Source organism: Promicromonospora sp. NPDC052451 (genome assembly GCF_044547525.1).
Classification (GTDB): domain Bacteria; phylum Actinomycetota; class Actinomycetes; order Actinomycetales; family Cellulomonadaceae; genus Promicromonospora.
Genome location: NZ_JBIUAP010000001.1, coordinates 562,022 through 587,751 on the forward strand (window position 1 = coordinate 562,022; position 25,730 = coordinate 587,751).

Here is a 25,730-nt window from a genome sequence, read left to right on the forward strand (position 1 = left end):
GGCGGGCGCCCCTGCCCGGCCTCGCCGGAGGGTGAACCTGACACGGGAAATCCCGTGCGGTGCCACCGGCTGCACCGTGATGATGGCCGGATGGAGCAGGTGGAGGTCGTCGTCGCCCATCGCGACTGCGCGACGCTGCGCGTGGGTGACGTCTTCCTGAAGGTGGACGGCGACCAGGCGCGCAGCGACATCGAGGTGGAGGCGATGACGAGGGCGCCGGTGCCGACCCCGGAGGTCCTGTGGCGGACCCCGCCGGCGCTCGCGCTCGCCGCGGTCCCGGGCGCGGCGCTGGGGCGTCTCGGCAGCCCGTCCACCGCGTCGTCGGCGGCGTGGGCCGCGGCGGGTGCCATGGTCCGCAGGCTGCACGACGCGCCCGTGCCGCCCTGGCCCGGCAAGGGCCTCGGGGACATCGCGGCCCGGCTCGACGAGGAGTGCGAGTGGCTCGTGGGCAGCGGCACGCTCCCCGCCGACCTGGTCGCGCGCAACCGCGAGGTGGCCGAGGCGGCGCTCCGGCCGTGGACGCCGGTGTTCGCGCACGGTGACCTGCAGCTCAGCCACGTCTTCGTCGAGGGCGACGAGGTCACCGGGGTGATCGACTGGACCGAGGCGGGGCCGGGCGACGCCCTGTTCGACCTCGCCGTCCTGACGCTCGGGCAGGAGGAGCGCCTGGACGACGTCGTCGCGGGCTACGGTGCCGACGTCGACCTCGACGTGATCCGCGGGTGGTGGTCGCTGCGCAGCCTGGTGGCGATCCGCTGGCTCGTCGAGCACGGGTTCGACCCCGGCGCGCCGGGCTGCGAGATCGACGTGCTGCGCGCCCGGATGTGAGCCCGGACGTGGGTCCGGGCCCGGCCACCGCTCCGCACCGGCTCCGCTACGTGCCCGATCCGTAGCGCGGCGAACCCGGCCGGCGCAGCAGACCGGACGTGATCGCGACACCGAGCAGCAGAAGCAGCCCGCCCCCGGCCTCTGCCGCGTTCGGCACCTCGCCGAACGCGATCCACGCCGCCGTCATGCCCACCACCGGGACGAGCATCGTGAACGGTGCCACCGCGCTCGCCCGGTACCGCGCCAGCAGGGTGTTCCACACGCCGTACCCCACGAGGCTGGCGAGCCACGCCGTGTACAGCGTGGACAGCACGGCGGTCCAGGTGGGGTGCGTCAGGGCGTGGCCGACGGCGGCCGGCCCGTCGAGCAGCACCGCCAGGGCGAACATCGGTACGGGGACCACGAGCCCCGACCACACCGTCATGGACAGGCCTGCGAGCGGTCCCTGCCGGGCGCCCGTGGTCTGGTCGACCGACCCGAGCCGGCGCACGATCACGTTGCCGGTCGCCCAGGACGCCGCGGCCGCGAGCGTGAGCAGGAACGCGACCGCCGGTGTCGCCGCCGACCGGCCGAGGCCGACGACGACGAGGCCCACCGCGCCGAGCACGACCCCGACGAGCTGCGGCGTCGTCGGGCGCTCGCGGAGCGCGACGCTCGCGAAGAGGACCGTGAGGACGACCTGGGCCTGGAGCACGAGCGAGGCCAGCCCGGGCGGCATGTCGAGCCAGATCGCCGTGTACATGAGCGCGAACTGGCCGAGGCTGAGGAACAGGCCGACCACGAGGACGTCCTTCATCGCGGCCGCGGGCCGGGGGACCAGGAAGATCGCCGGCACCAGCACCACGACGAAGCGGACGGCGACGAACAGGGCGGGCGGCACGTCGTCGACGCCGAGGTCGATCGCCAGGAAGTTGGTGCCCCAGATCACCATGACGAGCACGGCGAGGAGCGAGTGGCGCAGGGGCATGCCGTCATGGTCGGCCTGGGTGACCCCGCCCGTCCATCGCGTATCACTGCCCGAGTCTTCAGCCGGCCTGAACGGTGGGCGGTGCCCCTGACTACGTACTTTCCCGATCTTGTTCCACCGAGCGGGTGAAAAGTAGCGTCGCCGCACAGATGCCAGACACGTTCGCGAAGGAGCGTCCGATGCGCAGCACGAGACACCGCACCATCCGCACGACCGTGACGGCCACCGCGGCCGTGACGCTCGTCCTGTCCGCCTCCCTGGTCGCGTCCGCGGCGGCACCCCAGGCGCGGGACGGCGGGGCCGGCGCGGCTGCTGCTCCGGCCGAGGCAGCCGCCCTGACCTGGTCGGACGAGTTCGACGGCGCTGCCGGCAGCGCGCCGAACAGCGCCAACTGGAACTTCGAGACCGGGGGCGGCGGCTGGGGCAACAACGAGCTTCAGGTCTACACCGACTCCCGCGACAACTCGGCCCTGGACGGCAACGGCAACCTGGTGATCACGGCACGGCAGGACGGCAACGGGGGTTACACCTCCGCGCGCCTGACCACCAAGGGCAAGGTCCAGCCGCAGTACGGCCGCCTGGAGGCGCGCATCAAGATCCCGCGCGGGCAGGGCATCTGGCCGGCGTTCTGGATGCTCGGCGGCCAGTTCCCGAACACGGGGTGGCCCGATGCGGGCGAGATCGACATCATGGAGAACGTCGGCTACGAGCCGCACCTGGTGCACGGCACGCTGCACGGCCCCGGGTACTCGGGCGGCAACGGGATCACCGGGCAGTACATGCACCCGCAGGGCTGGTCGTTCGCCGACGACTTCCACACCTTCGCGATCGACTGGCAGCCCGGCTCGATCACCTGGTCCGTCGACGGCGTCGCCTACCAGACGTTCACCACGGCGAACACCGGCGGCAACCCGTGGGTGTACGACCAGCCGTTCTTCTTCATCCTGAACGTCGCCGTCGGCGGCAACTGGCCGGGCTACCCGGACGGCACCACGCAGTTCCCCCAGAGCATGGTGGTCGACTACGTGCGCGTGTACGACTCACAGCTCTGACAGCTCGCCGGAGCGCGTCAGCGGGGCGGTCCCGTCGTCACCGGACGGCAGGGCCGCTCCGCCGCGCGACCCGTCGTAGACTGGGGCGGGCGCTCCGGCGCCCGGAAACCTACCCCGCACGCAGAGGTTTACTCCATGACCGCGCCCGCGTCCCAGGCACCCTCCCGCCCGCAGCTCGACACCGTCGAGGTCGCAGCGGCCACCCCCGACGAGGTGCAGCCGTACGGAGAGCTCGGACTCAAGAAGGACGAGTACCAGCGCATCAAGGACATCCTGGGCCGCCGCCCCACCGCGGCCGAGCTCGCGATGTACTCCGTGATGTGGAGCGAGCACTGCTCGTACAAGTCGTCGAAGGTGCACCTGCGCAAGTTCGGCGAGCGCGTCACCGACGAGATGAAGGAGCACCTCCTCGTCGGCATCGGTGAGAACGCCGGCGTCGTCGACATCGGCGACGGCTGGGCCGTCACCTTCAAGGTCGAGTCGCACAACCACCCGTCGTTCGTCGAGCCCTACCAGGGCGCCGCGACCGGCGTGGGCGGCATCGTCCGCGACATCATCTCGATGGGCGCGCGCCCCGTGGCGGTCATGGACCAGCTCCGGTTCGGCGACGTGAACCACCCCGACACGGCGCGCGTCGTGCACGGCGTGGTCTCCGGCGTCGGCGGCTACGGCAACTCCCTGGGCCTGCCGAACATCGGCGGCGAGCTCGTCTTCGACGGCTCCTACCAGGGCAACCCGCTCGTCAACGCGCTCTGCCTCGGTGTGCTGCGGCACGAGGACATCCACCTCGCCAACGCCTCCGGCCTCGGCAACAAGGTGGTCCTGTTCGGCGCCCGCACGGGCGGCGACGGCATCGGCGGTGCCTCGATCCTCGCGTCCGAGACCTTCGAGGACGGCGTCCCCGCCAAGCGCCCGTCCGTCCAGGTGGGCGACCCCTTCATGGAGAAGGTGCTCATCGAGTGCTGCCTGGAGCTGTTCTCGGCCAAGGTCGTCGAGGGCATCCAGGACCTCGGCGCCGCGGGCATCTCCTGCGCCACCTCGGAGCTCGCCTCCAACGGTGACGGCGGCATGCACGTCGACCTCGACGACGTCCTGCTGCGCGACCCCACGCTGAACGCCGGCGAGATCCTCATGTCGGAGTCGCAGGAGCGCATGATGGCCGTCGTCCGGCCCGACCAGCTCGACGCGTTCCTCGCGATCACCGCGAAGTGGGAGGTCGAGACCGCCGTCATCGGCGAGGTCAACGACTCCGGCCGGCTCACCATCGACCACCACGGCCAGCGGATCGTCGACGTCGACCCGAAGACCGTGGCCCACGAGGGCCCCGTCTACGAGCGGCCCTACGCCCGTCCGGCGTGGCAGGACGGGCTGGCGGCCGACACGACGGTCGCCGCGGGCCTGGCCCGCCCCGCGTCCGGCGAGGAGCTGCGCGAGACCGCGCTGACGCTCCTGGCCTCCCCGAACCTCGCCTCCAAGGCGTGGGTCACCGACCAGTACGACCGCTTCGTCCAGGGCAACACCGCCCTCGCCCAGCCCGACGACGGCGGCGTCGTCCGCGTCGACGAGACCACGGGCCTCGGTGTCGCGCTCGCGACCGACGCGAACGGCCGCTACGGCAAGCTCGACCCGCGCACGGGCGCCGCGCTGGCGCTCGCGGAGGCGTACCGCAACGTCGCCACGTCCGGTGCCACCCCGCTCGCGGTGACGGACTGCCTGAACTTCGGCTCGCCCGAGCACCCGGACTCGATGTGGCAGCTCGTCGAGGCGATCGAGGGTCTGGCCGACGCCTGCCAGGAGCTCGGCGTGCCGGTCACGGGCGGCAACGTGTCGCTCTACAACGGCACCGGCGAGCCGGGGCAGATCGACTCGTCGATCCACCCGACCCCCGTGGTGGGCGTGCTCGGCGTGATCGACGACGTGCGCACCGCGCTGGCCTCCGGCTGGCAGTCCGAGGGGCTGTCGCTCCTCCTGCTGGGTACCACGCGGGACGAGCTCGACGGCTCGGCGTGGGCCGACGTCGTGCACTCGCACCTCGGCGGCGTGCCGCCGCGGGTGGACCTGGCGGCCGAGAAGGCCCTGGCCGGTGTGCTCGTCGAGGCGCGGCGGTCCGGTCTCGCGGCCGCCGCGCACGACCTGTCCGAGGGCGGCCTGATCCAGGCCCTGCTGGAGGCGTCGCTGCGCTTCGGCGTCGGCGCGACGGTGGCGCTCGAGGGCGTCACGGGCCGCGACAAGGTGGACCCGTTCGTGGCGCTGTTCTCGGAGACGACCGGGCGCGTGGTCGTCGCCGTGGACCCGGAGCACGAGGGCGAGCTCACGCACCTCGCGGAGGACGCCGGCGTACCGGTGCTGCGCCTCGGTACCACGGGCGGCGACGCCGTGGTGGTCGAGGGCCACTTCGACCTCCCGCTCGACGAGGCCCGCGAGGCCCACGAGGGCACCCTGCCCCGCATCTTCGCCTGACCCGCGAACCCGCCGACGGAGAACGGTGGCGAGACAGGACCGAGCGTTCTGTCTCGCCACCGTCCTGTCCCGCCACGGTTCTCCGTCGGCAGGCCGGGGGTACCGGTAGGGTCCGGGGGTGCGATTTGTCCGTGGCCTTGTCTCGTTCGTGCTCTGGGTCGTCGCGATTCCTCTGCTGCTGGTGGCGTCGGGGCGGGTTCTGCCGTTCGACAACGTGCCGCCCCTGCCGCTGATCGTGGCGTTCACGCCCTGGGCGGCGCTGGTGACGCTGCCGCTGCTGGTCATCGCCCTCTTCTCCCGGCGCTGGGTGCTGACGGTGCTGCTGGCGGTCTCGCTGGCGGGCTTCGTCTACTGGACCGCGCCCTTCTTCGTCCCGCCGCCCGCGTCCGCGCCCGCCGACCCCGCCGACGCCGGCACCGTGCGCGTGATGACCCTCAACGCCCACCTGGGGCAGGCCGACGCCGAGTCCGTGGTGGACCTCGTGGAGTCGCAGCACGTCGAGGCGCTGACGATCCTGGAGCTCACACCGGGCCTGGAGGAGGCCCTGACCGAGGCGGGTCTCGACGAGCTGCTGCCGCACAGCTTCACCGTCCCGGCGCCGGACGGCCCCGGGGGCAGCGGCCTGTGGTCGTCGACGCCCCTGAGCCGGCCGGAGCAGCTCCGCGGCACGAGCTTCGCCATGCCGTCGGCCCTCGTGGACGTGGGCGGCACGGACGTGCGCCTCACCGCCGTGCACCCCTACCCGCCGCTGCCCGAGGAGACCGCCACCTGGCGCACCGAGCTGGTCGAGCTCACCGAGCAGGCCCGGTCCGACCGGACCCCGCAGATCCTCGCCGGTGACTTCAACGCCACCTACGACCACGCGACCTTCCGCGACCTGCTCGGCTCGCGGTTCGCGGACGCGACCCGGGAGTGGGGCGCGGGCCCGGTCGTGACCTGGCCCGAGGGCAGCCGGGTGCCGCCGCTGTTCGCGCTGGACCACGTGGTGGTGGAGCGGGACATGCCGGTCTCCGACGTCGTGCCCATGGACGTCCCCGGGACGGACCACCGGGCGCTGCTGGCCACCGTCGTCGTCGAATAGCACAGCGACACCGCGCGGGGAGCGCGGAACCGGCCTATGTTCGCAGTTGTGCCGACTCGTCAGATGCGCCTCGCGCCCTCCGCCCCCGACGACGTGACGAGCGCCCTCGCGGCGCTCCGCGCCGAGGTCGGCCTGCCCGCGATGTTCCCGCAGGAGGTGCTCGAGGAGGCGCGTGCCGCGGCCGTGCGGGACTTCTCGGCCGGCCGGGCGGACCGGCGCGACATCGAGTTCGTGACCATCGACCCGCCAGGCTCCAAGGACCTCGACCAGGCGGTGCACGTGGAGCAGTCCGGCGAGGGCTACGTGGTGCACTACGCGATCGCGGACCTCGGCGCGTTCGTGGTGCCGGGCGGCGCCCTCGACACCGAGGTGCGCAAGCGGGGCATGACGATCTACGGGCCGGACGCCCGCACCCCGCTGCACCCGAAGATCCTCTCGGAGGGTGCGGCGAGCCTCCTGCCCGAGGAGGACCGACCGGCGGTGCTGTGGACCGTGACGCTGAACGCGCGCGGCATCATCACCGGTGCCGGGCTGGAGCGCGTGCTCGTGCGCAGCCGCGAACGGCTCACCTACGCCGAGGTCCAGTCGGCCCTCGATGCGGGCACCGCGAGCGAGTCCCTGCAGCTCCTGGCCGACGTCGGGCGCCTGCGTCAGTCGCTCGAGGTGGCCCGCGGCGGCGTGTCCCTGGAGGTGCCCGAGCAGGAGGTCGAGCGGCGCGAGGACGGCACCTACGCACTGTCGTTCCGCCGCAACCTGCCGGTCGAGGAGTGGAACGCGCAGATCTCGCTGCTCACCGGCATCGCCGCGGCGCACCTCATGCGGGAGGCCGGCGTCGGCATCCTGCGCACCCTGCCCGAGGCCGATCCCCGTGACCTGGCGCGGCTGCGCCGCACGGCCCGCGCGCTCGGCATCGAGTGGCCGGACACGCTCCCGTACGCCCGGCTGGTCCCGACGCTCGTCTCGCGCATCCCCGAGCACGCCGCGTTCCTCAACGAGGCGACCACGCTGTTCCGCGGGGCCGGCTACGTCGCCTTCGGCATGCCGGGCCCGGACGGCGCCGTGGTGGCGCCGCCGGAGAACACCCGGCACGCGGCGATCGCCGCGGACTACGCGCACGTCACGGCGCCGTTGCGGCGCCTGGTGGACCGCTACGCGACGGAGATCTGCCTCGCCGTCTCGGCGGGGGCCCCGGTGCCCGCATGGGTGCTCACCGCGATGCAGGACCTGCCCGCGGTCATGGCGGAGACCGGCCGCCGGGCCTCGTCGTTCGAGCGCGAGTGCATCGACATCGTCGAGGCCTCGGTGCTCGCCGGCCGCCTCGGCGAGGACTTCGACGGCGTGGTGGTCGACCTCGACGACCCCCGGAAGGACGGCCAGGGCCCGCAGCGCGGCCAGGTCGTGCTGCGGGAGCCGGCCGTGCGCGCCCGGGTGACGGGTTCGCACCTCCCGCTGGGCGACGAGGTGCGGGTCCGGCTCGCCGAGGCCGACGTGGCCGAGCGCCGCGTCGCGTTCACGCTGCCCGGCGAGGAGCTGCCGGACGACGGCAGCGGCCGCGCCCTCGCCTCCGGTCGTGGCGGACGCCGCTCCGCGGGGCGCCGGGCCGCCGCGGCGTCGCGCCCGGTGGCGCCGCCCGAACCGTCGCCGTCACCGCGGCCGTCACCCTCCTCCCCCGAGCCGACGCCGAGGCCGGGGACCTCTCCGGAGGCCGCGCGGTCCTCGGTACCCGGATCGGGATCCTCGGGATCGTCCGTGACGGGACGGTCGGTCTCGCTCGGGTCGGCGATCTCGCCGCCCACGACACCTGCGGCGCCCGTGCCGTTCGCGCGGCCGGACGACGGGCCCGTGCCCGCGCACGGCGCGCTGTCTCCTGAGGCCGCGGCAGGGCCGGTGCAGCCGGCCCCGGAGCTGCCGCGTCCGGAGCTGCCGCGTCCGGAGCTGCTGCGTCCGGAGCTGCTGCGTCCCGAGTCGGCCCGTCCGGAGCCGTCCCGTCCGGGGTCGCCGCTTGCCGGGTCGTCCCTTGCCGCGTCGCGGCTCCCCGAGCCGTCACGTCCCGAGTCGCCGCGCTCGCAGCCGGCGCGTCCGCAGCCGATGAGCCGGGCGGCCCGGCGGAGCGCCGAGCAGGGTCCGGCGTGGTCGGAGACGGCCGCCGGCCCGGGCTCGTGGGCGGGCACCGGGTCCGGTGCGCCGTCGTGGTCCGCCGTCGATCTCGGCGCGGAGAGCTGGCGGAACGCGGATCCTGGTCTTTCCTGGGCGGGCCCCGAGACCACCGCCGCCCGTTCGTACCCGGAACCCGCGCCGGAGGCTGCGCCGTCGTACCGGGCCGAGCAGGCCTTCCCGCAGGAGCGCTCCTCCGCGCGGGAGCTTCCGTACCCGCCGGAACCGTCCTCCACGCCGGATCGGCAGTACCCGGGCCACTCCGACGACCAGCGGTACCCGCAGGAGCAGTCCGCCCGGCCCGCGTCCGACGGCGGGACCGCGGCGTCCGCACCTGCCTCCGTCCCGCCGCACCCGGGGCACGGTGTGGGCTACCCACCCGTGCGACGGCCGGTGCGGCCGCAGGTCCGCGACGAGGTGCCGATGTCCCACCCCTGGCCGCGGCACGCCCCCGGGCCCCGGCGCACGGCGTCGCTGTCGCAGCCGGTCCCGGTCGTCCGCGGGGACGGGTACGCCGGCGGCGTGCACGTGGCGGAGTACCCGGTCCTCTCCTCGCGGGAGCTGCCGGTCGTGGTGGCGGCGGACCTGCTCGCGGTGGAAGGTCCGGGGCCCGACGGCTACCGCTACTGAGGCGGACCGTCCGCGATACTGGCCCCATGACCCTTGCCGTACCCGTTCCCCGGTGGGCCGGCGCCGTGGCCGCCCTGGGTGTGTCCGTGCTGCTGGCCGGTTGTACGCCGTCGGACGGCGTCCAGGACCTGGAGGCCCTGTTCGACGAGGAGCAGCAGGCTGAGGACGTGCTCCCGGACGCACAGCTCGCCGACCTCGCCGTCGACGGCGACACCACGCGCCGGCTCGGCGCGGACGGCGACGCCACGTTCTACGCCGCCCGCTCCGGGGACGGCGCCTCGACGTGCCTGGTCCTGGCCAGCACCGAGGCGGACACGATCGCCGGCTGCACGATGACGCCCAACCCGACGGGGACCGAGGTGTCGAACGGCACCGACAAGGTCATGTTCGTCATGCCCGGAACCGACTTCACGAGCCTCGAACGGTCGGGCTGGACCCGGCTCGGCGACTTCCTGGCGGTGCAGTAGTGCCGCCGCGTCGCCGGACCGACCCCGAGGCCGGGCGCGCCGCCGTCGCGGCCTGGTCCCGGGACGAGGCGGACCGCCGAGCGGTGACCACCGCCGTGCGGTTCCTCCTGGAGGAGGTGGCCGCCGTCGCCCCCGGGAACTCCGTCGAGGTCCGGGTCCCGCCGGCCGGAGCAGTGCAGGCCGTCGCCGGTCCGCGGCACACCCGAGGTACGCCGCCGAACGTGGTCGAGACCGACCCGGAGACCTGGCTCGGCCTCGCCACGGGCGCGGTGAGCTGGGCGGACGCCGTCGCAGACGGACGGGTGCGGGCCTCGGGCGAGCGCTCGGACATCTCCCATCTGCTGCCGCTGACAGCGGGGCGCCGGGCGGTGTCCGGGGCGATCGGCGAGCTGGATCCACCGACCGGATCCGGGTGAACCGGGCGTGTCCGGCGTGTGCGCTGCCACGGATGTCAGTGCCACCCGCTAGCCTCGGCGTCGATCTCGTGGTTCGGCTGCGAGCAGGTTCACCCGGTGCCGGGGCGGCATTTTTCCCTGCGGGTGTCGGTCCGTAACCGCCGGTTCACGATGCAGTGGTTGGTTGGTGGCGCTCGTGCCGGGCTGCTCGCGCGACGGACACGCGCCCCCGGCTGCGGCGACGCCGCCGCACAAGACGTCCTGCACCAGGGCACGCCATCCCGGCCTCGGCCGGCTATTGCAGAAGGAGTCAGCGTGAGACCCAGCACGCTCCGGTCCCCGCGACCGCACCCCCGGTCCAGCGGCAGGGCCGCGGTCGCAGCGGCGCTCGCAGCGGCGCTCGCCCTGCCGGCGTCGGCGGCCTTCGCCGCGCCCACCGGCGCCGAGGACGGCCCGGACTCCGGGCACGTCGTCATCAGCGAGGCATACCTTGTCGGCGGCAGCTCCGGCCAGCCGTACCGCAACAAGTTCGTGGAGCTCTACAACCCGACGGACGAGCCCGTCAGCGTCGACGGCTGGTCGGTCCAGTACAAGTCCGCGACCGGCGCCTCGTTCTCCGGCATCACCCCGCTGAGCGGCACCATCGCCGCCGGCGGCCACTACCTGGTACAGGGCGCCTCGAACGCTGCCAACGGCGACGCGCTCCCCACGCCGGACGCCGTCGGCGGCCTCAACCCGAGTGGCACGGCCGGCGTCATCGCGCTCGCGTCGCAGGCCACCGCGGTCGCGCCCGCCAAGGGCGCGGTGCCCGCGGAGGGTGCCGCGGGCGTCGTCGACCTGCTCGGTTACGGCACCGCCGACACGTTCGAGACCGCCCAGGCGCCTGCCGGCCAGGGCACCGGTGTGGTGGGCTCGCTGGAGCGCACGGGCGACGCGGGTGACAACTCGGCGGACTTCGTGTTCAGCACCGAGGTGACCCCCGCCAACAGCGAGGCCACCGAGCCCGAGCCGGAGCCGTCCGAGCCGACCGAGCCCGGCGAGGTGACCCCGATCGCCGAGATCCAGGGCACCGGAGCCGCCTCGCCGCTCGTGGGCCAGACGGTGACCACCCGTGGCGTCGTCACCGCCGTCTACGCGACCGGCGGGTTCAACGGCCTGTACCTGCAGACCGCGGGCACCGGCGGCGGCGAGGACCCGACGCCGGGTGCGTCGGACGCCGTCTTCGTGTTCTCCGCCGCGGCCGCCGCCGACCTCTCGGCGGGCGACCACGTGGAGGTCACCGGTACGGTCTCGGAGTTCAACGGCCTCACGGAGCTCACGCCGTCCGCGGGCAGCTGGACCGTGCTGGACGAGCCGGCGACGGTCGAGCCGACGGTCACCGCCTGGCCCGCCGACGAGGCCGGCCGCGAGGCGCTCGAGGGCATGCTGCTCGCGCCCGAGGGCGACTTCACGGTGACGGACAACTACGACACCAACTACTACGGCACGATCGGCCTCGCGTCGGGCGACAGCCCGCTGGTGCAGCCGACCACGGCGGGCCGGCCGGGTTCGGCGGAGTACGACGCGCAGGTCGCGGACAACGCGGCGCGCGGCGTGCTGCTCGACGACGGCTCGTCCCTCAACTACAACTCGACCGCCAACAAGTCGAAGCCCCTGCCCTACCTGACCGGCGGCGAGCCGCTGCGGGTGGGCGCCGGCGTCACGTTCACCACGCCGGTGATCCTCGACTACCGGTACGACGCGTGGGGCTTCCAGCCGCTGGCGCACCTGACGCCGGACGTCGCCTCGACCGTGCAGCCGGCCACGTTCGAGAACACGCGCGAGGACGCGCCCGCCGAGGTGGGCGGTGACCTGCAGGTCGCCACGTTCAACGTGCTGAACTACTTCACCACCACGGGCGACGAGCTTGCGGGCTGCACCTACTACACCGACCGGGACGGCGACCCCGTCACGGTCTCGGGCGGCTGCGACGCCCGCGGCGCGGCCGAGGAGGAGGACCTGCAGCGCCAGCAGACCAAGATCGTCGCGGCGATCTCGGCGCTGGACGCCGACGTGGTGGCCCTGCTGGAGATCGAGAACACGGCGGCGCTCGGTGGCGACCGCGATCAGGCGCTGTCGGACCTGGTGGACGCCCTGAACGCGGCCGAGGGCGCCGGCACGTGGGCCTACGCGGCCTCCCCGGCCGAGGTGCCCGAGGCCGAGGATGTCATCCGCAACGCCTTCATCTACCGCACCGCGACGGCGGAGCCGGTGGGCGACTCGACGATCCTGGTGGGCGACGAGGCGTTCGGCAACGCCCGCCAGCCGCTGGCCCAGACGTTCCAGCCCGCGGGTGGTGCCACCGACGCCGGGGACGACGTCGTCGTGATCGCCAACCACTTCAAGTCGAAGGGTTCGGCCGGCCCCTGGCCGGGCGACGCGGACCAGGGCGACGGCCAGGGCGCCTCGAACGAGTCCCGCACGCGCCAGGCGACCTCGCTCGCGGCGTTCGCGCAGGAGCAGGCCACCGCGGCCGGCACCGGCAAGGTGCTGCTGCTCGGCGACTTCAACGCCTACGAGCAGGAGGACCCGATCCAGGTCCTCACCGACGCCGGCTACACGGACCTCGGCCCGACCACCGGCGAGTACACGTACAACTTCGACGGCATGGTCGGCTCGCTCGACCACGTGCTGGCCTCCCCGGCCGCCGCCGAGGTCGTGACGGGCACCGACGTCTGGAACATCAACGCGTACGAGCCGGTCGCGAACGAGTACAGCCGGTACAACTACAACGCGACCATCCTCTACGACGAGACGCCGTTCCGGTCCTCCGACCACGACCCGGTCCTGGTGGGCCTGGACCTCGCGGGCACGACCACGGAGCCCGGGTCGGTCGACCTGGACCTCGTGGCCATCAACGACTTCCACGGCCGCATCGACGCGAACACCGTCGCCTTCGCGGGCACCGTGGAGCAGCTGCGGGCGCAGAACCCCGAGGGCACCGCGTTCGTCTCGGCGGGTGACAACATCGGCGCGTCGCTGTTCGCCTCCGCGCTGCAGCAGGACCAGCCCACGCTCGACGTGCTCAACGCGCTCGGCCTGAAGACCTCCGCGGTCGGCAACCACGAGTTCGACCAGGGCATGGCGGACCTCACCGGCCGCGTCACCGACGCCGCCGACTGGGACTACCTCGGGGCCAACGTCTACGACGAGGCCACGGGCGAACCCGCTCTTCCCGAGTACCAGGTGGTCCCGGTCAACGGGGTCGACGTCGGGTTCGTCGGCGTGGTCACGCAGGAGACCCCCACGCTCGTCACCCCGTCGGGCATCGAGGGCCTCGAGTTCGGCGACCCGGTGGAGGCGCTCAACCGCGTGACCGACGAGCTGCTGGACGGCGACACCGCCAACGGTGAGGCGGACGTGGTGGTCGCCCTCGCGCACGACGGCGCGAGCGCGGGCACCCCGGACGGTGCCACGCTGGAGGAGGAGATCGCCGCCGGCGGTCCGTTCGCCGACCTGGTGCAGCAGACCGACCCGCGCGTCGCGGCCATCTTCACCGGCCACACGCACAAGCAGTACGCGTGGGACGCCCCGGTCCCGGGTGCCGAGGGCGAGACCCGTCCGATCATCCAGACCGGCAACTACGGCGAGTTCCTGGGCCACGTCTCCCTCACGGTGGACACGGAGTCGTTCGACGTCACCGACTACACCGTCGAGAACGTCGCACGCACGACCACCCCCGCCGCCGAGCTGATCGCCACCTACCCGGCGGTCGCCGAGGTCGACTCGATCGTGGACGCGGCGCTGGCCGAGGCGGAGCAGATCGGCGCCCAGCCGATCGGCGAGGTCACCGCAGACGTCACCACGGCGTTCGCGGGCGGCTCGTACACCGACGGCGTCTACACCGGTGGCAACCGGGACGACCGCGCGTCGGAGTCCGCGCTCGGCAACCTCGTGGCCAACTCGCTGCGCGACTCGCTCGCGAGCGACGACCGCGGCGGCGCCGACATCGGCGTCGTCAACCCGGGTGGCCTGCGCAACGAGCTCTACTTCGGCGAGGACGGCGTGATCACCTACGCCGAGGCCAACGCCGTGCTGCCGTTCGTCAACAACCTGTGGACGATCACGCTGACCGGTGCACAGCTCGACACGCTGCTGGAGCAGCAGTGGCAGACGGACGTCAACGGGAACCGCCCGTCGCGCCCGTACCTCGCGCTCGGGCTGTCGGACAACGTCTCCTACACGACCACGACGGCGGACCCGAACGCCGCCCCCGGTGACAACGTCTCGTCGATCACCATCGACGGCGTGCCGGTCGACCCGGCGGCGGAGTACCGCATCGCGACGTTCTCGTTCCTGATCTCGGGCGGTGACAACTTCCGGGCCTTCACCGACGGCACGGACGGCCGCGACTCGGGCCTGGTCGACCGTGACGCCTGGATCGAGTACATCAAGGCCTCCTCGCCGATCACCCCGAGCTTCGCCCGCACCCGCGCGGTGACGCCCGCGCTGCCGGGCACGGTCGAGGCGGGTGCGGCGACCGACGTCAGCCTGTCGGGCCTGGACCTGACGTCGCTCGGCGCGCCGCGCAACACGACCACCGAGACCTTCCTGGTCCCGGAGGGCGGCGCGGCCGCGGACGGCGTCTCCCTGGGCACCGGCACGGTGACCGAGGGGGCGACGTCGGCGTCGGTCACGATCCCGGCCGGCACGGCCGCGGGGGAGTACCAGCTCCTGGTGCAGGCGGCTCCGTCGGGTACGACCGTGCGCCTGCCGGTGACCGTCGAGGCGGGGGCTCCCGAGGAGCCGGAGGCGCCTGCCTGGGTCCCGTGGAAGCTCTACTGGTGGGGTGACACCGTGTCCTACCGGGGCGAGGTGTACGAGGCGACCCGCCCGACCATCCTCCAGATCCCGGGTGTGGGCAAGCGCAGCCCCTGGAAGCTGATCAGCTGACCCACCCTTGCCGAGCCAGAACGTCGGCGAGGTGGAACCGGGCACGCCGCGGTTCCACCTCGCCGGCGTTCTGCCTCGCTGCGGTTCTCTCTCGGCAAGCGTGGGCGCGTAGTCTGGGGGCGTGAGTGAGTCCCAGGCATCCCAGGAGTCCGCCGACGACGTGGAGGTGCGCGCCGTCATCGACCCGGCCACCGTGCGCCGGGCGCCCCGGTACAAGGCCTTCTTCTGGACGGGCGCGCTGGTGGGGCTGGTCCTCGGGCTCGCGCTGTCGCTCTACCTCGTGAACTCGCCCTCGGGCGCGGCGATGATGAAGCCCGGCGTGTACGTCACGGTGCTGACGAGCTTCGTCACGATGACGACCACTCTCCTGGCCGGCCTGTTCGCCGTGATCGCGGACCGCCGGAGCCTGCGCGGCCGCTGACGCGGAGGTCACATCCGGGGCTGGTCGCCCGGTTCCGGTCGCATGGGATACTCGGAACATGCCTCTGCGCGGAGATGGCCGACTCAACCACGACCTCATGCCCGGCGAGAAGGGCCCCCAGGACGCATGTGGCGTCTTCGGGGTCTGGGCACCCGGCGAGGAGGTCGCCAAGCTCGCGTACTTCGGTCTGTACGCCCTCCAGCACCGCGGACAGGAGTCCGCGGGCATCGCCACCAGCAACGGTGAGCAGATCCTGGTCTACAAGGACATGGGGCTCGTGTCCCAGGTCTTCGACGAGACCGCTCTCAACGCACTGACCGGTCACATCGCCGTCGGGCACTGCCGGTACTCCACCACCGGTGGCGTCACCTGGGAGAACGCCCAGCCCACGCTGGGGCCGACGGCGTCCGGCACCGTGGCCCTGGGCCACAACGGCAACCTCACCAACTCCGCCGAGCTGGTGAACCTGGTGGCGGAGCGGTACGGCGCGCAGCGCCGTGGCGAGCTCGCCCGGGGCAACACCACGGACACGGCCCTGATCACCGCTCTGCTGGCCGGTGACGCCGACCGCACGCTGGAGGCGACGGCACTCGAGGTGCTGCCCCGCCTGCGCGGTGCGTTCTCCCTCGTGTTCATGGACGAGAACACCCTCTACGCCGCCCGTGACCCGCAGGGCGTCCGCCCGCTGGTGCTCGGTCGCCTCGACCGTGGCTGGGTGGTCGCGAGCGAGACGCCGGCCCTGGACATCGTGGGCGCCTCCTACGTGCGCGACGTCGAGCCCGGCGAGCTCATCTGCATCGACGCCGACGGCATGCGCTCGGCGCGCTTCGCCGAGGCCGAGCGGGCCGCGTGCGTCTTCGAGTACGTCTACCTGGCGCGGCCGGACAACACCCTCAACGGGCGGTCGGTCCACGCGGCGCGCGTCGAGATGGGGCGTCAGCTCGCACGCGAGCACCCCGTCGAGGCCGACCTCGTGATCCCGACGCCGGAGTCGGGCACGCCGGCAGCCGTCGGTTACGCGGCGGAGTCGGGTATCCCGTTCGGTCAGGGCCTCACGAAGAACGCGTACGTGGGCCGCACGTTCATCCAGCCGTCCGACACGCTGCGCCAGCTCGGCATCCGCCTGAAGCTCAACCCGCTGCGCGAGGTCATCAAGGGCAAGCGCCTGGTGGTCGTGGACGACTCGATCGTGCGCGGCAACACCCAGCGCGCGCTGATCCGCATGCTGCGGGAGGCGGGCGCCGCCGAGGTCCACGTGCGCATCTCGTCCCCACCGGTCAAGTGGCCCTGCTTCTACGGCATCGACTTCGCCTCCCGGGCCGAGCTGATCGCCAACGGGCTCGCCGTCGAGGAGATCGGGCAGTCCCTCGGCGCCGACAGCCTCGGCTACATCAGCACGGAGGGCATGATCGCGGCGACCGAGCAGCCCAGCTCGCAGCTCTGCGCCGCGTGCTTCACCGGCAAGTACCCGATCGAGCTGCCCCCGGACGACCAGCTCGGCAAGCACCTGCTGGAGCAGGCCGAGCTGCCGCTCGGCCCGCCCGAGGACGGGCTCCGGCAGCTCGCCGTGAGCACCGGTGGCGCGACCGCGCTCGACCACCCGTGACCACGACCACCACCCGAACGACGCAGGAGCACCAGTGACTTCCGAAGGCCTGACGTACGCCGCCGCCGGCGTGGACACCGAGGCGGGCGACAAGGCCGTCGAGCTCATGAAGGACGCCGTGCGCCGCACGCAGGGTCCGGCCGTGCTCGGCGGCGTGGGCGGCTTCGCCGGCCTCTACGACCTGTCGTCCTTCAAGGACTACCGCGCACCGCTGCTGGCGACGTCCACGGACGGTGTGGGCACCAAGGTGGCGATCGCGCAGGCGCTCGACAAGCACGACACGATCGGGTTCGACCTGGTGGGCATGGTGGTCGACGACATCGTCGTGATGGGCGCCAAGCCGCTGTTCATGACGGACTACATCGCCACCGGCAAGGTGGTACCGGAGCGGATCGCCGACATCGTGCGCGGCATCGCGCAGGCGTGCGAGGTGGCCGGTACCGCGCTCGTGGGCGGCGAGACGGCCGAGCACCCCGGCCTCCTGGCGCCGGACGAGTACGACGTCGCCGGAGCCGCCACGGGCATCGTCGAGGCCGACAGCGTGCTCGGCCCGGACCGCGTGCGTCCCGGTGACGTGCTGATCGCGATGGGGTCGAGCGGCCTGCACTCCAACGGGTACTCGCTGGTGCGAGCCGTGATCAAGCACGCGGGCTGGTCCCTGGACCGGCACGTGGACGAGCTCGGGCGCACCCTCGGCGAGGAGCTGCTGGAGCCCACCCGGGTCTACGCCTCCGACTGCCTGGCCCTGGCCGCGGACGACGCGGCGCAGGTGCACGCCTACACGCACGTCACGGGCGGCGGCCTCGCGGCCAACCTCGCGCGCGTGCTCCCCGCGGGGCTCGTGGCGACGGTGGACCGCGCGTCCTGGGACGTGCCGGCCGTGTTCCGCATGGTCCGCGAGCTCGGCGGAGTGCCGAACCGCGACCTGGAGAACACGCTCAACCTGGGCGTGGGCATGGTCGCGGTCGTGGACGCAGACGGCGTCGACGCGGCACTCGCCCGGCTCGCCGCGCTAGGTGTTCCCGCGTGGACGCTCGGAAGCGTGGAGACGCTCGACACCGCCGCCGAGCACGAGGACCTGGTCGCAGGGACCAAGGGCGTGTCCGGCGGTGCGGTCAGGCTGGTGAACGACTACCGCGGCTGAGGCGGTGGCGCTGCTCGGTCGATGACCGGGCGCGGGGCCGGCGCGAAGGCGCCGGCACCCTCAGCGCGTGTTGCCGTCTTGCTCTGCCCAGTCGGAATACCTGTTGTCGTACTCCTCGTCCTCCGGGGAGTCCCACCGCGACTCTGTCGCCACATCCGTGTGGGAGTCCCCGCTGAGCTCCTGCTCGAGGGCGTGATAATTGGTCTCCGGGCTGTAGTACTTCAGCGCGCGAGCAACCTTGGTCTGCTTTGCCTTCTGACGGCCGCGGCCCATGGCTCCGACCCCCTCAACGTAGGAGCGGGGCGGCACCGTGCATGGACGTGCGGCCCCGTAGCGTTTCGTCTGTCCAGGTTCCAACGTTACATGCTGGTACGGCGTTTCTTCCAGTCCGTGGACGTGATTCGTCCCATCCCCCGGTGTGACATTCGGATCGTCCAGGGCGCCCCGGTGCCCGCCTCGCGCTCGATGGTGTTGGTCATGTCTTTGTCGTTGACATGCTGTTCGATGACTGAACGCACCGGCTAGTTCCGGGCCGGTCATGTCTCTGCTCGGGCATCTCTTGTGCGCCGTGGGACATGCTGCCGTTCGCGCTTTGCCGACTGCGGGAGAGTGGCCGGATGTGTGCAGAAGATGCCCGTGACGCGAGGGCTCGGTGACGGCGGATCGCGTGGTCGGCGTGTCGCACGTGTCCCAGACTCGCCCGAAACGGGCGCGCGTGGCGCGCAGTGGGGAAAGTGAGGAAATAAACCCCGTCCCCAAGTCGCCTAAATCCCGTTTGCTGCTAACAATGGTGCAAGAGCGGGTGTCGTCAACCGCCTGGTACGGCCAGGCCGGCACCGTTCCGGAGGAGGTGCGGGGATGTCCATCCACGGAGAATCCGAGGTCCTGCTCACGCCTGCCGAGGTAGCGAGCTTGTTCCGTGTTGACCCCAAGACAGTAACGCGTTGGGCAAAAGCGGGAAAGCTCTCGTCGATCCGGACACTTGGCGGTCACCGCCGCTACAAGGAGTCCGAGGTTCGGGCGCTGCTCGGTGCGGCAGCGGACAGCTCGGGCGACTCCGACAACTAAGTCGGACGTCGTTGACGGATTGGTCGGCAGGTAGGACGAAGGCGCGCCGGGTGCTGCCCCCCAGCTCAGCCCCGCGCGCGCCTGAGCACGACTGTCACAGCGACCGCTGTACCGAGGGCCACCAGACCGATGGTGGCCCCGATCAGGATCTTGGCGTTGCGGGCCCGGCGCGGATCGTGCGCCGGGCCGTTCTTGTCGCCGAAGGAGCCGGACAGCATGGCTCCGGCGTCGTTCGCGGCCTGCTTGGCGTCGTGCGCGATGCGTGACGCCTGGTAACCAGGGTTCAGCCGGGTGGTCAGCTCGTCCACGGCCGCGGCGAGGTCCGCGCGGGTGCGGAGCACCTCGTCCTTGAGCTCGCTGCTGCTGGGCGGTGTGCTGTTCGAAGCGCTCATCGGCCCATCCCCTCCTTGATCGCCGTGATGTCGTCCTGCACGCGCTGGATGCTCTCGGGCTTGGTGGTGCCCTTCTTCAGGAGCTGGACGCCCACGAGGGCGAGCACGATCGTCACGAGCACCATGAAGCCGCCGATGGCGAGGGCGGACAGCCAGAGCGGCCAGACCGTCCCCAGGCCGTACACGGCCGCCAGGAGCAGCACTCCGACGGCGTAGGCCAGGATCAGGAGCCCGACGACGAGCAGCCCGATACCGATGCCGGACTTCATCGCCTTCTCGGTCAGCTCTGCCTTGGCGAGCGCGATCTCCGCGCGGACAAGGCGGGTCGCCTGCTCGGAGATCTGCTCCACGAGCTTTCCCAGGGAGGCCGGCCGCTCAGCTCCTGGCGTGCTGCCTGCGGCTCCCGTGTGGCTGTCGACCTTCGCGTCCTCGATCATCTGCCCTCCCGTGCCCCGGCATCGGTGTGCGCCGTTGAAGACAACTCAACAGGTCAAGTGCGGACGGGGCAATTCCTGGCGCGGCGCGCCTTCCCGGAAAAGCATGAAGGTAAACGCGCGCCAATCCCCCAAGTGCTGGAAGGAATTATCTCAGAACTGCCTGAGAACAGTGTTGACGTGGGGTCCGCACGGCAACTCCTCGCGGAGGGTCGCGTTTCAGGAGCGGTGCCCCGGACCCGTGCGCCGATACGGCTCCGGAGTAGGTTACGGCCATGTCGATCGATCAGGTCCAGGACTATTGCGACTGGTGCATGGGGCCGTTGTCGGCGGAGTCCCGGGCGCGGTCACGCTGGCTCGGTCTGTCGACCGAACATGCGTGGGCGTGCTCCACCTGCCTCCGGACGGGTGACTACCGAGTCCCTCCGGACGGTTGGGATGGTCCGGTAGGGGAGTGGCTGGCCGCCGACCAGTACGTACTTGGTCCGGACGATGTCGAAGCGGTCGTCAACGCGCTCCGCGAGATCCTCGACGGCCCGAACGCTGTACCCGACGCCGACTTCCAGCTGCGGATCGGGGTCTCACGCGCGGACGCCCGACAAACTCTCCGGCGCTTCTCGGGCTCGCCGTGAGCCATGGGGACGGCCGCTGCCGGGGCCCGCGTCGGGTGTGGGCGGCGACGGGCCGGACGGAGCCGTCCGCTCATCGAATCGCTCACCGGTCAGAGCGATCCGCGACAGGGAGAAAATGAAGAACCCCCGGATCCACGTGGTTCCGGGGGTTCTTGCTGTGGCTCCGACCGGCGTCGATCCGGTGACCTTTCGATTTTCAGTCGAACGCTCTACCAACTGAGCTACAGAGCCCTAGCGCGAACGCCCGGATAGTCGAGACCGACGATCCGGGCGCCTCTCGCGCGACCCTGACGGGACTTGAACCCGCGACCTCCGCCGTGACAGGGCGGCGCGCTAACCAACTGCGCTACAGGGCCTTGGTACTGCTGGACGCTTCCCGCATCCGGGGGGCTCGTTTCGAACCGTGAGGATCCTAACCCACCGCGGGGCCGAATCTGAAATCAGAATCCGACTCCGCCGTGATGACCTGCCTCACAGCGGTCGAGACGTGGCTCTGGCGAGCCCCTTCGTACCCCCAACGGGATTCGAACCCGTGCTACCGCCGTGAAAGGGCGGGGTCCTAGGCCGCTAGACGATGGGGGCTGGAACGCGGCAAGTCTACAGGCGCTCGGCGGTCTCGCCGCACCTCGTGGCAGGGTGCGTCCCGTCGTGTCCGCCGGGTGGCGCCGTCGGGGATGATGGGGGCGTGGTGGAGATGACGCGCGAGGACTTCGAGGCCGCTGTCAGCGACGGTCTGGACCTGGTCCCGGCCGACCTCGCGGCGCAGATGGACAACGTGGTGGTGCTGGTCGAGGACGACGCCCCCGCGGACGATCCCGAGCTGCTGGGCCTCTACGAGGGCGTACCGCTCACGGAGCGTGACCACATGTGGGCGGCGGGCGCGCTGCCCGACCGCATCACCATCTTCCGGAACCCGACCCTCGCGATCTGCGACACGCGCGAGGACGTCGTCGAGGAGGTGGCCGTGACCGTGGTCCACGAGATCGCGCACCACTTCGGGATCGACGACGCGCGCCTGCACGAGCTCGGCTGGGGCTGACCGCCCGGACGTGCACAGGAGCGCCTGCCCGGCCGGACGGCCGAGCAGGCGCTCCTGTGGTGCCCGCGCCGGGTCAGTACGTGGTGCCGTACTCCCAGTGCCAGGCCTCCGGCTTGCTGCCGCCCGCCTGGGCCCAGGCCGGGTGCTCCCACCCGTACCTGCCGGCGTTGGCGACCATCCAGGCGTGCTCGGCGCTGCCGAACGACTCGATGCCGCCCGACAGGTCGACGGCCTGGCCGAAGCCGTGGTTGGACGTACCCGGCACGGCGGCCAGGGCGCCCCGGCTCGCCGCGACCGCCACCTGTTCCGCGTAGGAACGGTAGCCGTCGGTGATGGCCAGGTTGCGGCCGAACGCCGCGCGGAACGCGCCGTTCAGGTCCTCGAGAGCCGCGGCGGCGTCGCACCGGAGCTGTTCGCCCGGGGCCCAGCTCAGCCCGCAGAGGACGTCCGCCGGGATCTGACCGTTGCCGTAGCTCTTCGCGGCCTCGGCCATCGCCTTCGCCTTCGCGGCGGCCTCGGCCGCCGCACGTTCCGCGGCCCGGGCCGCCTTGGCGGCACGGCGCTCCTCGGCCGCCTTCTTCGCGGCGGCGATCTCCTCGGGCGTGGGGCCCGCCTTGACCGACACGACGGCGTCGGCGTCGGTACGGGCGATGAGCCGCTGCAGCGACGTGGTCACCTTCTCGATCCGCGCGGCCGACGGGGCCGCCGCGGCCTGGGCCGCGGGAGCCTCGGCCTCCGCGGCATCCGCCTCGGCGGGAGCGGTCGTCTCGCCGAGCGAGGTGCCGACCGGCTCGCCGACGGCGTCGGCGAGCGGGGTGTCGAGGATCGGGAGGCCCGTGACGTCCTGGTCGGCCAGGGGCGCGGCACCGGTGGTCGTGCCGGCCAGGTTGGTGGGCTCGGTGGCGTCCGCCCCGGCGTCGGCTTCCGCCGTGCCGGACCTGGCCTCGTCCGCCGCGTCGTCAGGACGCTCCGCGGAGGCGTCCGCCGCCCGCTCGGCGAGCGACGTGCGCTCGGTGCTGCGTGAGGCGGCGACCGGGCGTGCCGTGGAGGCGGCGGGAGTCTCGCGGGCCTGGTCCACCATGGCCCGCAGGTCCTGGGCGGCGGTCCGGACCTGCTTGCGCTCCTTCGCCGAGAGGTCACCCTCGCGGGTCACGTAGGCGGCGTCCGTCAGGACGGCGTCCGCCTTGCTGGCGGCGGAGCGGACCTCGGGGTCGGCGGCTGCCGCGCTGGGCTGCACGGTCGGCTCCGCAGCGGGTGCGGCGGCGGGGGAGCCGCCGTCGTTCCCGGTGAAGCTGACCGCCGCGGTGGTGGTCAGAGCCACCGAGGTGAGCGCGGCGGCGATCGCGAAGGAGGAACGGCGGACGACGGGGTGCGCGGGGTGCGCCGCCACCGTCGTGTGCGCCCTGTGCGCGCCCGGGCGTCGTGTGCGACGGGGGACGAGCCGGTGATCGCGCGTCAAGGGCGCACCTGACGCTCGGGGACAGGGACAGGACGCGCCTGGGGCGCGACGGGGTTCTGCGTCTGGGGCACGCGGATTCCGTTCTCGCGGCCGGGCGCGGGCGGCACCGTGAGGGGCAGGGGGGTCCCTCGGACGGACGGCGTCGCGCGCACCGGCTGCTGTCAGGCCACGTCGCGCGTCCGGCGCGGTCATGGCGGTTGCCGCACGAAACCAGGCGCATGAGGCCCAGGGGGGGTGGTTCCGTGCGGCAACGATTCAATATTGAACGACCGTCCAAGAGTTATGTAACCCCCGAACCAGAGGCATGCCTCACAAAAACTGCGGGCAGATGGTGGTGCAGACGTGAAGGGCCGACAACCCGGGGTGTGCGCGCTCACATTGATGGGTTCCGAGCCATGCGTGACACTTCAGGGCATGGCCCATCACGAACAGGCCGCGAACGGATCCGTGCCCACCCCTGCCGGACAACCCGTGACCGTGTCCATCCATCGCGTCGTCCATCCCGATCACGTTCCCGAGGTCACCAGCTGGGTGCAGTCGGGCGTCAACCTCGCCAACCGCTGGGACGGGTTCCTCGGCTCGGGCTGGATCCGCGCCGCCGAGGGCTCTCGCGACTGGCACATGCTCTACCGCTTCGCCGATGCCGACCGGCTCGCCGCCTGGGAGCGGTCCGCCGAACGCCGGGACTGGCTGGCGCAGGGCACAGGGCTCGTCGAGGAGCTGCGCTACCAGCAGCGCACGGGCATCGAGGGCTGGTTCGACGACCCCAGCCGGACCGACGAGCCGGCCGACGTGGCCGCCGTCGTGGTACCGCCCCGGTGGAAGCAGGCGACGAGCATCTGGCTCGGGTTCTTCCCGGTGAACCTCTTGTTCACCGCGCTGTTCACCTACCTGGTACCCGGCTGGGACGGCGTGCCGCTGGTGCTCAGGGTGCTGATCTCGACCCTGGTCCTGACGCCGATCATGGCGTACTGGGTGCTGCCGTGGGTCACCCGCCGTCTGCACGGCTGGTTGCACGCCACGTAGCGGTCAGGCGCGCCCCAGCGCCGGGTGCCGGGCCGGTGCGGCTGCGACCCGGCGGCGGCGCAGCGGGATGCCGCCGCGCCCCGCCACCGGGGCGGCCGGCGCCTGCTTCCCGCGGCCTGCGAGCCAGCCGGCGAGACGCTCGGGGCGGTCCGTGATCACGGCGTCGACGCCCGCGCCGCCGTCGGCGGCGACGAGCGTCGTCCAGGCTGCCGGGTCGTTCGCCGTCCAGGCCATCACGCGCAGGCCGGCCGCGTGCAGGCGGGACACGAGTCGCGGGCTGCCCGCGACCGTCGCGACCGACGGGTTGCAGGTCACCACCCGCAGTCGTTCGCACAGGCGCAGCAGGCCGGGCGGGTCGAACGAGACGAGCAGGCCGCCGGGCAGGTGCGGGGCCACGTCGCGCACCGTCGCGACCGTGCCCGGCCAGAAGCTCTGCACGAGCACCCGCTCGTCGAACCCCCTGGCGGCCACGGTGGCTGCGACCTGCTCGACCTGCCCGGCGGCCCACGAGCCCTTGAGCTCCAGCAGCAGGTCCGTCTCCGGGTGCCGGGCCAGCACGCCCAGCACGTCGTCGAGCGTGGGCACGCGCTGCCCGGCGAACGCCGGCGCGAACCAGGCACCGGCGTCGAGCGCGAGCACCTCGGCCGAGGTCAGGGCAGCGACCTTGCCGGTGCCGTCCGTGGTCGCGTCGACGGTCTCGTCGTGGATCACCGCGCCGACACCGTCCGCGGTGGGTTGCAGGTCGATCTCGACGGCATCCACGCCGGCGCGGCACGCGGCCTCGATGGCGGCGAGCGTGTTCTGCGGCGCCACCGCGGAGTAGCCGCGGTGGGCGATGACGGCGGGGCGGGCGACGGTCATGCTGACCTCCGGTCTGCGGTTCTGTCTCCACGCTAGGCCCGCCGCAGGACGCCGTCACAGGCCCGCCGGGTGAGTTCCGGGAGTGTTCCAGGACCGTTCACCGGCCGGTCCCGGGACCGTCGTGTCGGTCACCCGGGCGATACCCACCGGATGCGCGGATTCCCAGCGCCGGGTGGTTTCATGTGCGGCATGGTCCGACCTGCCCGCGCCCTCGGGATCGCCGCCGTCACCGCGACGCTCCTCCTGCTCACCGCCTGCTCCGCCGACGACGGGGCGGACGCCGGAGCGAGCCCGTCGCCGTCGGGCGGCGCGAGCGCCACGGCGCCCGAGCCGACGGACCGCGACGCGCCCCTGGACGCGAACCAGGCGTGCGCCGCCATGTACGTGCACGGCGACCCGACGCTGGAGTCGCGCATCGGTACCGCCCTCGTCGGGGCGAGCGACGGCCTCGACGGCACGTCGGCGGACCAGATGCACGCCCTCGCGGTCGAGCTCGGGCGGCTCGGCACCCGTGTGCCCGACGAGTTCCAGGGGCCCGTCGAGAAGATCCGGGTCCCGTTCCTGCAGCTCCAGGAAGGGCTGGACCTCGGCACGGAACAGGAGATCGAGCTCGACGTGGCCTCGACGGTCGAGGGCCTCAAGGAGTACGAGGCTCTCTGCTGAGCCCTCTGCGCAGCCGCCT

22 protein-coding genes and 3 tRNA genes are annotated in these 25,730 nt (G+C 72.6%); 16 read left to right on the plus strand and 9 right to left on the minus strand.

Going from position 1 to position 25,730, the window contains the following annotated elements:
* Positions 1 to 90 precede the first annotated feature (90 nt).
* Entirely contained in the window at positions 91 to 828 is a 738-nt protein-coding gene (locus ACIG47_RS02420; protein WP_397429454.1) for a phosphotransferase family protein, read from the plus strand.
* Positions 829 to 874: 46 nt separating this feature from the next.
* Here ACIG47_RS02420 and ACIG47_RS02425 read toward each other — a convergent pair whose 3' ends face one another.
* Positions 875 to 1,795, minus strand: a complete 921-nt coding sequence (locus tag ACIG47_RS02425) for an EamA family transporter (RefSeq protein ID WP_397429455.1) — start codon at positions 1,793 to 1,795, stop codon at positions 875 to 877.
* Positions 1,796 to 1,974: 179 nt separating this feature from the next.
* On the opposite strand from ACIG47_RS02425, the gene ACIG47_RS02430 reads away from it, so the two are divergent.
* The 10 genes from ACIG47_RS02430 to purM all read left to right on the plus strand — a co-directional run bounded on the left by ACIG47_RS02430 (position 1,975) and on the right by purM (position 18,137).
* On the plus strand, positions 1,975 to 2,847 hold the full coding sequence (locus ACIG47_RS02430; RefSeq protein ID WP_397429456.1) for a family 16 glycosylhydrolase: 873 nt from the start codon (positions 1,975 to 1,977) through the stop codon (positions 2,845 to 2,847).
* A gap of 135 nt (positions 2,848 to 2,982) precedes the next feature.
* Entirely contained in the window at positions 2,983 to 5,307 is a 2,325-nt protein-coding gene (purL, locus tag ACIG47_RS02435; RefSeq protein WP_397416533.1) for a phosphoribosylformylglycinamidine synthase subunit PurL, read from the plus strand.
* A gap of 118 nt (positions 5,308 to 5,425) precedes the next feature.
* On the plus strand, positions 5,426 to 6,388 hold the full coding sequence (locus ACIG47_RS02440; protein WP_397429457.1) for an endonuclease/exonuclease/phosphatase family protein: 963 nt from the start codon (positions 5,426 to 5,428) through the stop codon (positions 6,386 to 6,388).
* A gap of 48 nt (positions 6,389 to 6,436) precedes the next feature.
* Complete coding sequence (locus tag ACIG47_RS02445; protein WP_397429458.1) at positions 6,437 to 9,172, plus strand: RNB domain-containing ribonuclease; 2,736 nt, start codon at positions 6,437 to 6,439, stop codon at positions 9,170 to 9,172.
* Positions 9,173 to 9,198: 26 nt separating this feature from the next.
* On the plus strand, positions 9,199 to 9,639 hold the full coding sequence (locus tag ACIG47_RS02450) for a hypothetical protein (protein WP_397429459.1): 441 nt from the start codon (positions 9,199 to 9,201) through the stop codon (positions 9,637 to 9,639).
* Positions 9,639 to 10,055, plus strand: coding sequence for a sterol carrier family protein (locus ACIG47_RS02455; protein WP_397429460.1), 417 nt, complete (start codon positions 9,639 to 9,641; stop codon positions 10,053 to 10,055). The genes ACIG47_RS02450 and ACIG47_RS02455 overlap by 1 nt, the downstream gene beginning before the upstream one ends.
* A gap of 294 nt (positions 10,056 to 10,349) precedes the next feature.
* Complete coding sequence (locus ACIG47_RS02460; protein WP_397429461.1) at positions 10,350 to 14,966, plus strand: ExeM/NucH family extracellular endonuclease; 4,617 nt, start codon at positions 10,350 to 10,352, stop codon at positions 14,964 to 14,966.
* A 121-nt stretch (positions 14,967 to 15,087) separates the two neighbouring features.
* The gene (locus ACIG47_RS02465; protein WP_397416544.1) at positions 15,088 to 15,387 is read left to right on the plus strand and encodes a hypothetical protein; all 300 of its coding nucleotides are present in this window, start codon (positions 15,088 to 15,090) and stop codon (positions 15,385 to 15,387) included.
* A gap of 58 nt (positions 15,388 to 15,445) precedes the next feature.
* A complete protein-coding gene (purF, locus tag ACIG47_RS02470; RefSeq protein WP_397416547.1) occupies positions 15,446 to 16,993 on the plus strand; it encodes an amidophosphoribosyltransferase in 1,548 nt (515 codons plus the stop codon).
* A gap of 34 nt (positions 16,994 to 17,027) precedes the next feature.
* Positions 17,028 to 18,137: a phosphoribosylformylglycinamidine cyclo-ligase gene (gene purM, locus ACIG47_RS02475; RefSeq protein ID WP_397429462.1), complete on the plus strand. Its 1,110-nt coding sequence runs from the start codon at positions 17,028 to 17,030 to the stop codon at positions 18,135 to 18,137.
* Between the two features lie 60 nt (positions 18,138 to 18,197).
* On the opposite strand, the gene ACIG47_RS02480 is transcribed toward purM, so the two are convergent.
* On the minus strand, positions 18,198 to 18,410 hold the full coding sequence (locus tag ACIG47_RS02480) for a DUF3073 domain-containing protein (protein WP_397416551.1): 213 nt from the start codon (positions 18,408 to 18,410) through the stop codon (positions 18,198 to 18,200).
* A gap of 585 nt (positions 18,411 to 18,995) precedes the next feature.
* Between ACIG47_RS02480 and ACIG47_RS02485 the strand changes: the two genes are divergently transcribed.
* Complete coding sequence (locus tag ACIG47_RS02485; RefSeq protein ID WP_108495333.1) at positions 18,996 to 19,205, plus strand: BldC family transcriptional regulator; 210 nt, start codon at positions 18,996 to 18,998, stop codon at positions 19,203 to 19,205.
* Positions 19,206 to 19,270: 65 nt separating this feature from the next.
* Here the strand turns inward: ACIG47_RS02485 and ACIG47_RS02490 are convergent, their stop codons facing one another.
* On the minus strand, positions 19,271 to 19,597 hold the full coding sequence (locus tag ACIG47_RS02490) for a DUF3618 domain-containing protein (protein ID WP_397429463.1): 327 nt from the start codon (positions 19,595 to 19,597) through the stop codon (positions 19,271 to 19,273).
* Positions 19,594 to 20,034, minus strand: a complete 441-nt coding sequence (locus ACIG47_RS02495; protein ID WP_397429464.1) for a phage holin family protein — start codon at positions 20,032 to 20,034, stop codon at positions 19,594 to 19,596. Before ACIG47_RS02495 ends, ACIG47_RS02490 begins: the two co-directional genes overlap by 4 nt.
* A 272-nt stretch (positions 20,035 to 20,306) precedes the next feature.
* Here ACIG47_RS02495 and ACIG47_RS02500 point away from each other — a divergent pair, with 272 nt between their 5' ends.
* Complete coding sequence (locus ACIG47_RS02500) at positions 20,307 to 20,663, plus strand: hypothetical protein (RefSeq protein WP_397429465.1); 357 nt, start codon at positions 20,307 to 20,309, stop codon at positions 20,661 to 20,663.
* A gap of 158 nt (positions 20,664 to 20,821) precedes the next feature.
* On the opposite strand, the gene ACIG47_RS02505 is transcribed toward ACIG47_RS02500, so the two are convergent.
* From ACIG47_RS02505 to ACIG47_RS02515, 3 genes are all read right to left on the minus strand, one after another.
* Positions 20,822 to 20,894, minus strand: a tRNA-Phe gene (locus ACIG47_RS02505).
* A 51-nt stretch (positions 20,895 to 20,945) separates the two neighbouring features.
* A tRNA-Asp gene (locus ACIG47_RS02510) sits at positions 20,946 to 21,019 on the minus strand.
* Positions 21,020 to 21,172: 153 nt separating this feature from the next.
* Positions 21,173 to 21,245: transfer RNA gene (locus ACIG47_RS02515), tRNA-Glu, on the minus strand.
* A 112-nt stretch (positions 21,246 to 21,357) separates the two neighbouring features.
* Here ACIG47_RS02515 and ACIG47_RS02520 point away from each other — a divergent pair.
* Entirely contained in the window at positions 21,358 to 21,702 is a 345-nt protein-coding gene (locus ACIG47_RS02520) for a metallopeptidase family protein (RefSeq protein WP_397416594.1), read from the plus strand.
* 73 nt (positions 21,703 to 21,775) lie between these two features.
* On the opposite strand, the gene ACIG47_RS02525 is transcribed toward ACIG47_RS02520, so the two are convergent.
* Positions 21,776 to 23,161 carry a D-alanyl-D-alanine carboxypeptidase family protein gene (locus ACIG47_RS02525; protein WP_397429466.1) on the minus strand — a complete coding sequence of 462 codons (1,386 nt, stop codon included), beginning with the start codon at positions 23,159 to 23,161 and terminating at the stop codon, positions 21,776 to 21,778.
* A gap of 414 nt (positions 23,162 to 23,575) precedes the next feature.
* Here ACIG47_RS02525 and ACIG47_RS02530 point away from each other — a divergent pair, with 414 nt between their 5' ends.
* A complete protein-coding gene (locus tag ACIG47_RS02530) occupies positions 23,576 to 24,187 on the plus strand; it encodes an antibiotic biosynthesis monooxygenase (protein ID WP_397416563.1) in 612 nt (203 codons plus the stop codon).
* A 3-nt stretch (positions 24,188 to 24,190) separates the two neighbouring features.
* Here ACIG47_RS02530 and ACIG47_RS02535 read toward each other — a convergent pair whose 3' ends face one another.
* A complete protein-coding gene (locus ACIG47_RS02535) occupies positions 24,191 to 25,048 on the minus strand; it encodes a glycerophosphodiester phosphodiesterase (RefSeq protein WP_397429467.1) in 858 nt (285 codons plus the stop codon).
* 189 nt (positions 25,049 to 25,237) lie between these two features.
* Between ACIG47_RS02535 and ACIG47_RS02540 the strand changes: the two genes are divergently transcribed.
* Positions 25,238 to 25,711 carry a hypothetical protein gene (locus ACIG47_RS02540; protein WP_397429468.1) on the plus strand — a complete coding sequence of 158 codons (474 nt, stop codon included), beginning with the start codon at positions 25,238 to 25,240 and terminating at the stop codon, positions 25,709 to 25,711.
* Positions 25,712 to 25,730: the final 19 nt, after the last annotated feature.

Coding starts and splice junctions, on each gene's coding strand:
- ACIG47_RS02420 (WP_397429454.1), top strand. CDS start 91: ATGGAGCAGGTGGAGGTCGTCGTCGCCCATCGCGACTGCGCGACGCTG.
- ACIG47_RS02425 (WP_397429455.1), bottom strand. CDS start 1,795: ATGCCCCTGCGCCACTCGCTCCTCGCCGTGCTCGTCATGGTGATCTGG.
- ACIG47_RS02430 (WP_397429456.1), top strand. CDS start 1,975: ATGCGCAGCACGAGACACCGCACCATCCGCACGACCGTGACGGCCACC.
- purL (WP_397416533.1), top strand. CDS start 2,983: ATGACCGCGCCCGCGTCCCAGGCACCCTCCCGCCCGCAGCTCGACACC.
- ACIG47_RS02450 (WP_397429459.1), top strand. CDS start 9,199: ATGACCCTTGCCGTACCCGTTCCCCGGTGGGCCGGCGCCGTGGCCGCC.
- purF (WP_397416547.1), top strand. CDS start 15,446: ATGCCTCTGCGCGGAGATGGCCGACTCAACCACGACCTCATGCCCGGC.
- ACIG47_RS02480 (WP_397416551.1), bottom strand. CDS start 18,410: ATGGGCCGCGGCCGTCAGAAGGCAAAGCAGACCAAGGTTGCTCGCGCG.
- ACIG47_RS02485 (WP_108495333.1), top strand. CDS start 18,996: ATGTCCATCCACGGAGAATCCGAGGTCCTGCTCACGCCTGCCGAGGTA.
- ACIG47_RS02490 (WP_397429463.1), bottom strand. CDS start 19,597: ATGAGCGCTTCGAACAGCACACCGCCCAGCAGCAGCGAGCTCAAGGAC.
- ACIG47_RS02495 (WP_397429464.1), bottom strand. CDS start 20,034: ATGATCGAGGACGCGAAGGTCGACAGCCACACGGGAGCCGCAGGCAGC.
- ACIG47_RS02500 (WP_397429465.1), top strand. CDS start 20,307: ATGTCGATCGATCAGGTCCAGGACTATTGCGACTGGTGCATGGGGCCG.
- ACIG47_RS02520 (WP_397416594.1), top strand. CDS start 21,358: ATGACGCGCGAGGACTTCGAGGCCGCTGTCAGCGACGGTCTGGACCTG.
- ACIG47_RS02530 (WP_397416563.1), top strand. CDS start 23,576: ATGGCCCATCACGAACAGGCCGCGAACGGATCCGTGCCCACCCCTGCC.
- ACIG47_RS02535 (WP_397429467.1), bottom strand. CDS start 25,048: ATGACCGTCGCCCGCCCCGCCGTCATCGCCCACCGCGGCTACTCCGCG.
- ACIG47_RS02540 (WP_397429468.1), top strand. CDS start 25,238: ATGGTCCGACCTGCCCGCGCCCTCGGGATCGCCGCCGTCACCGCGACG.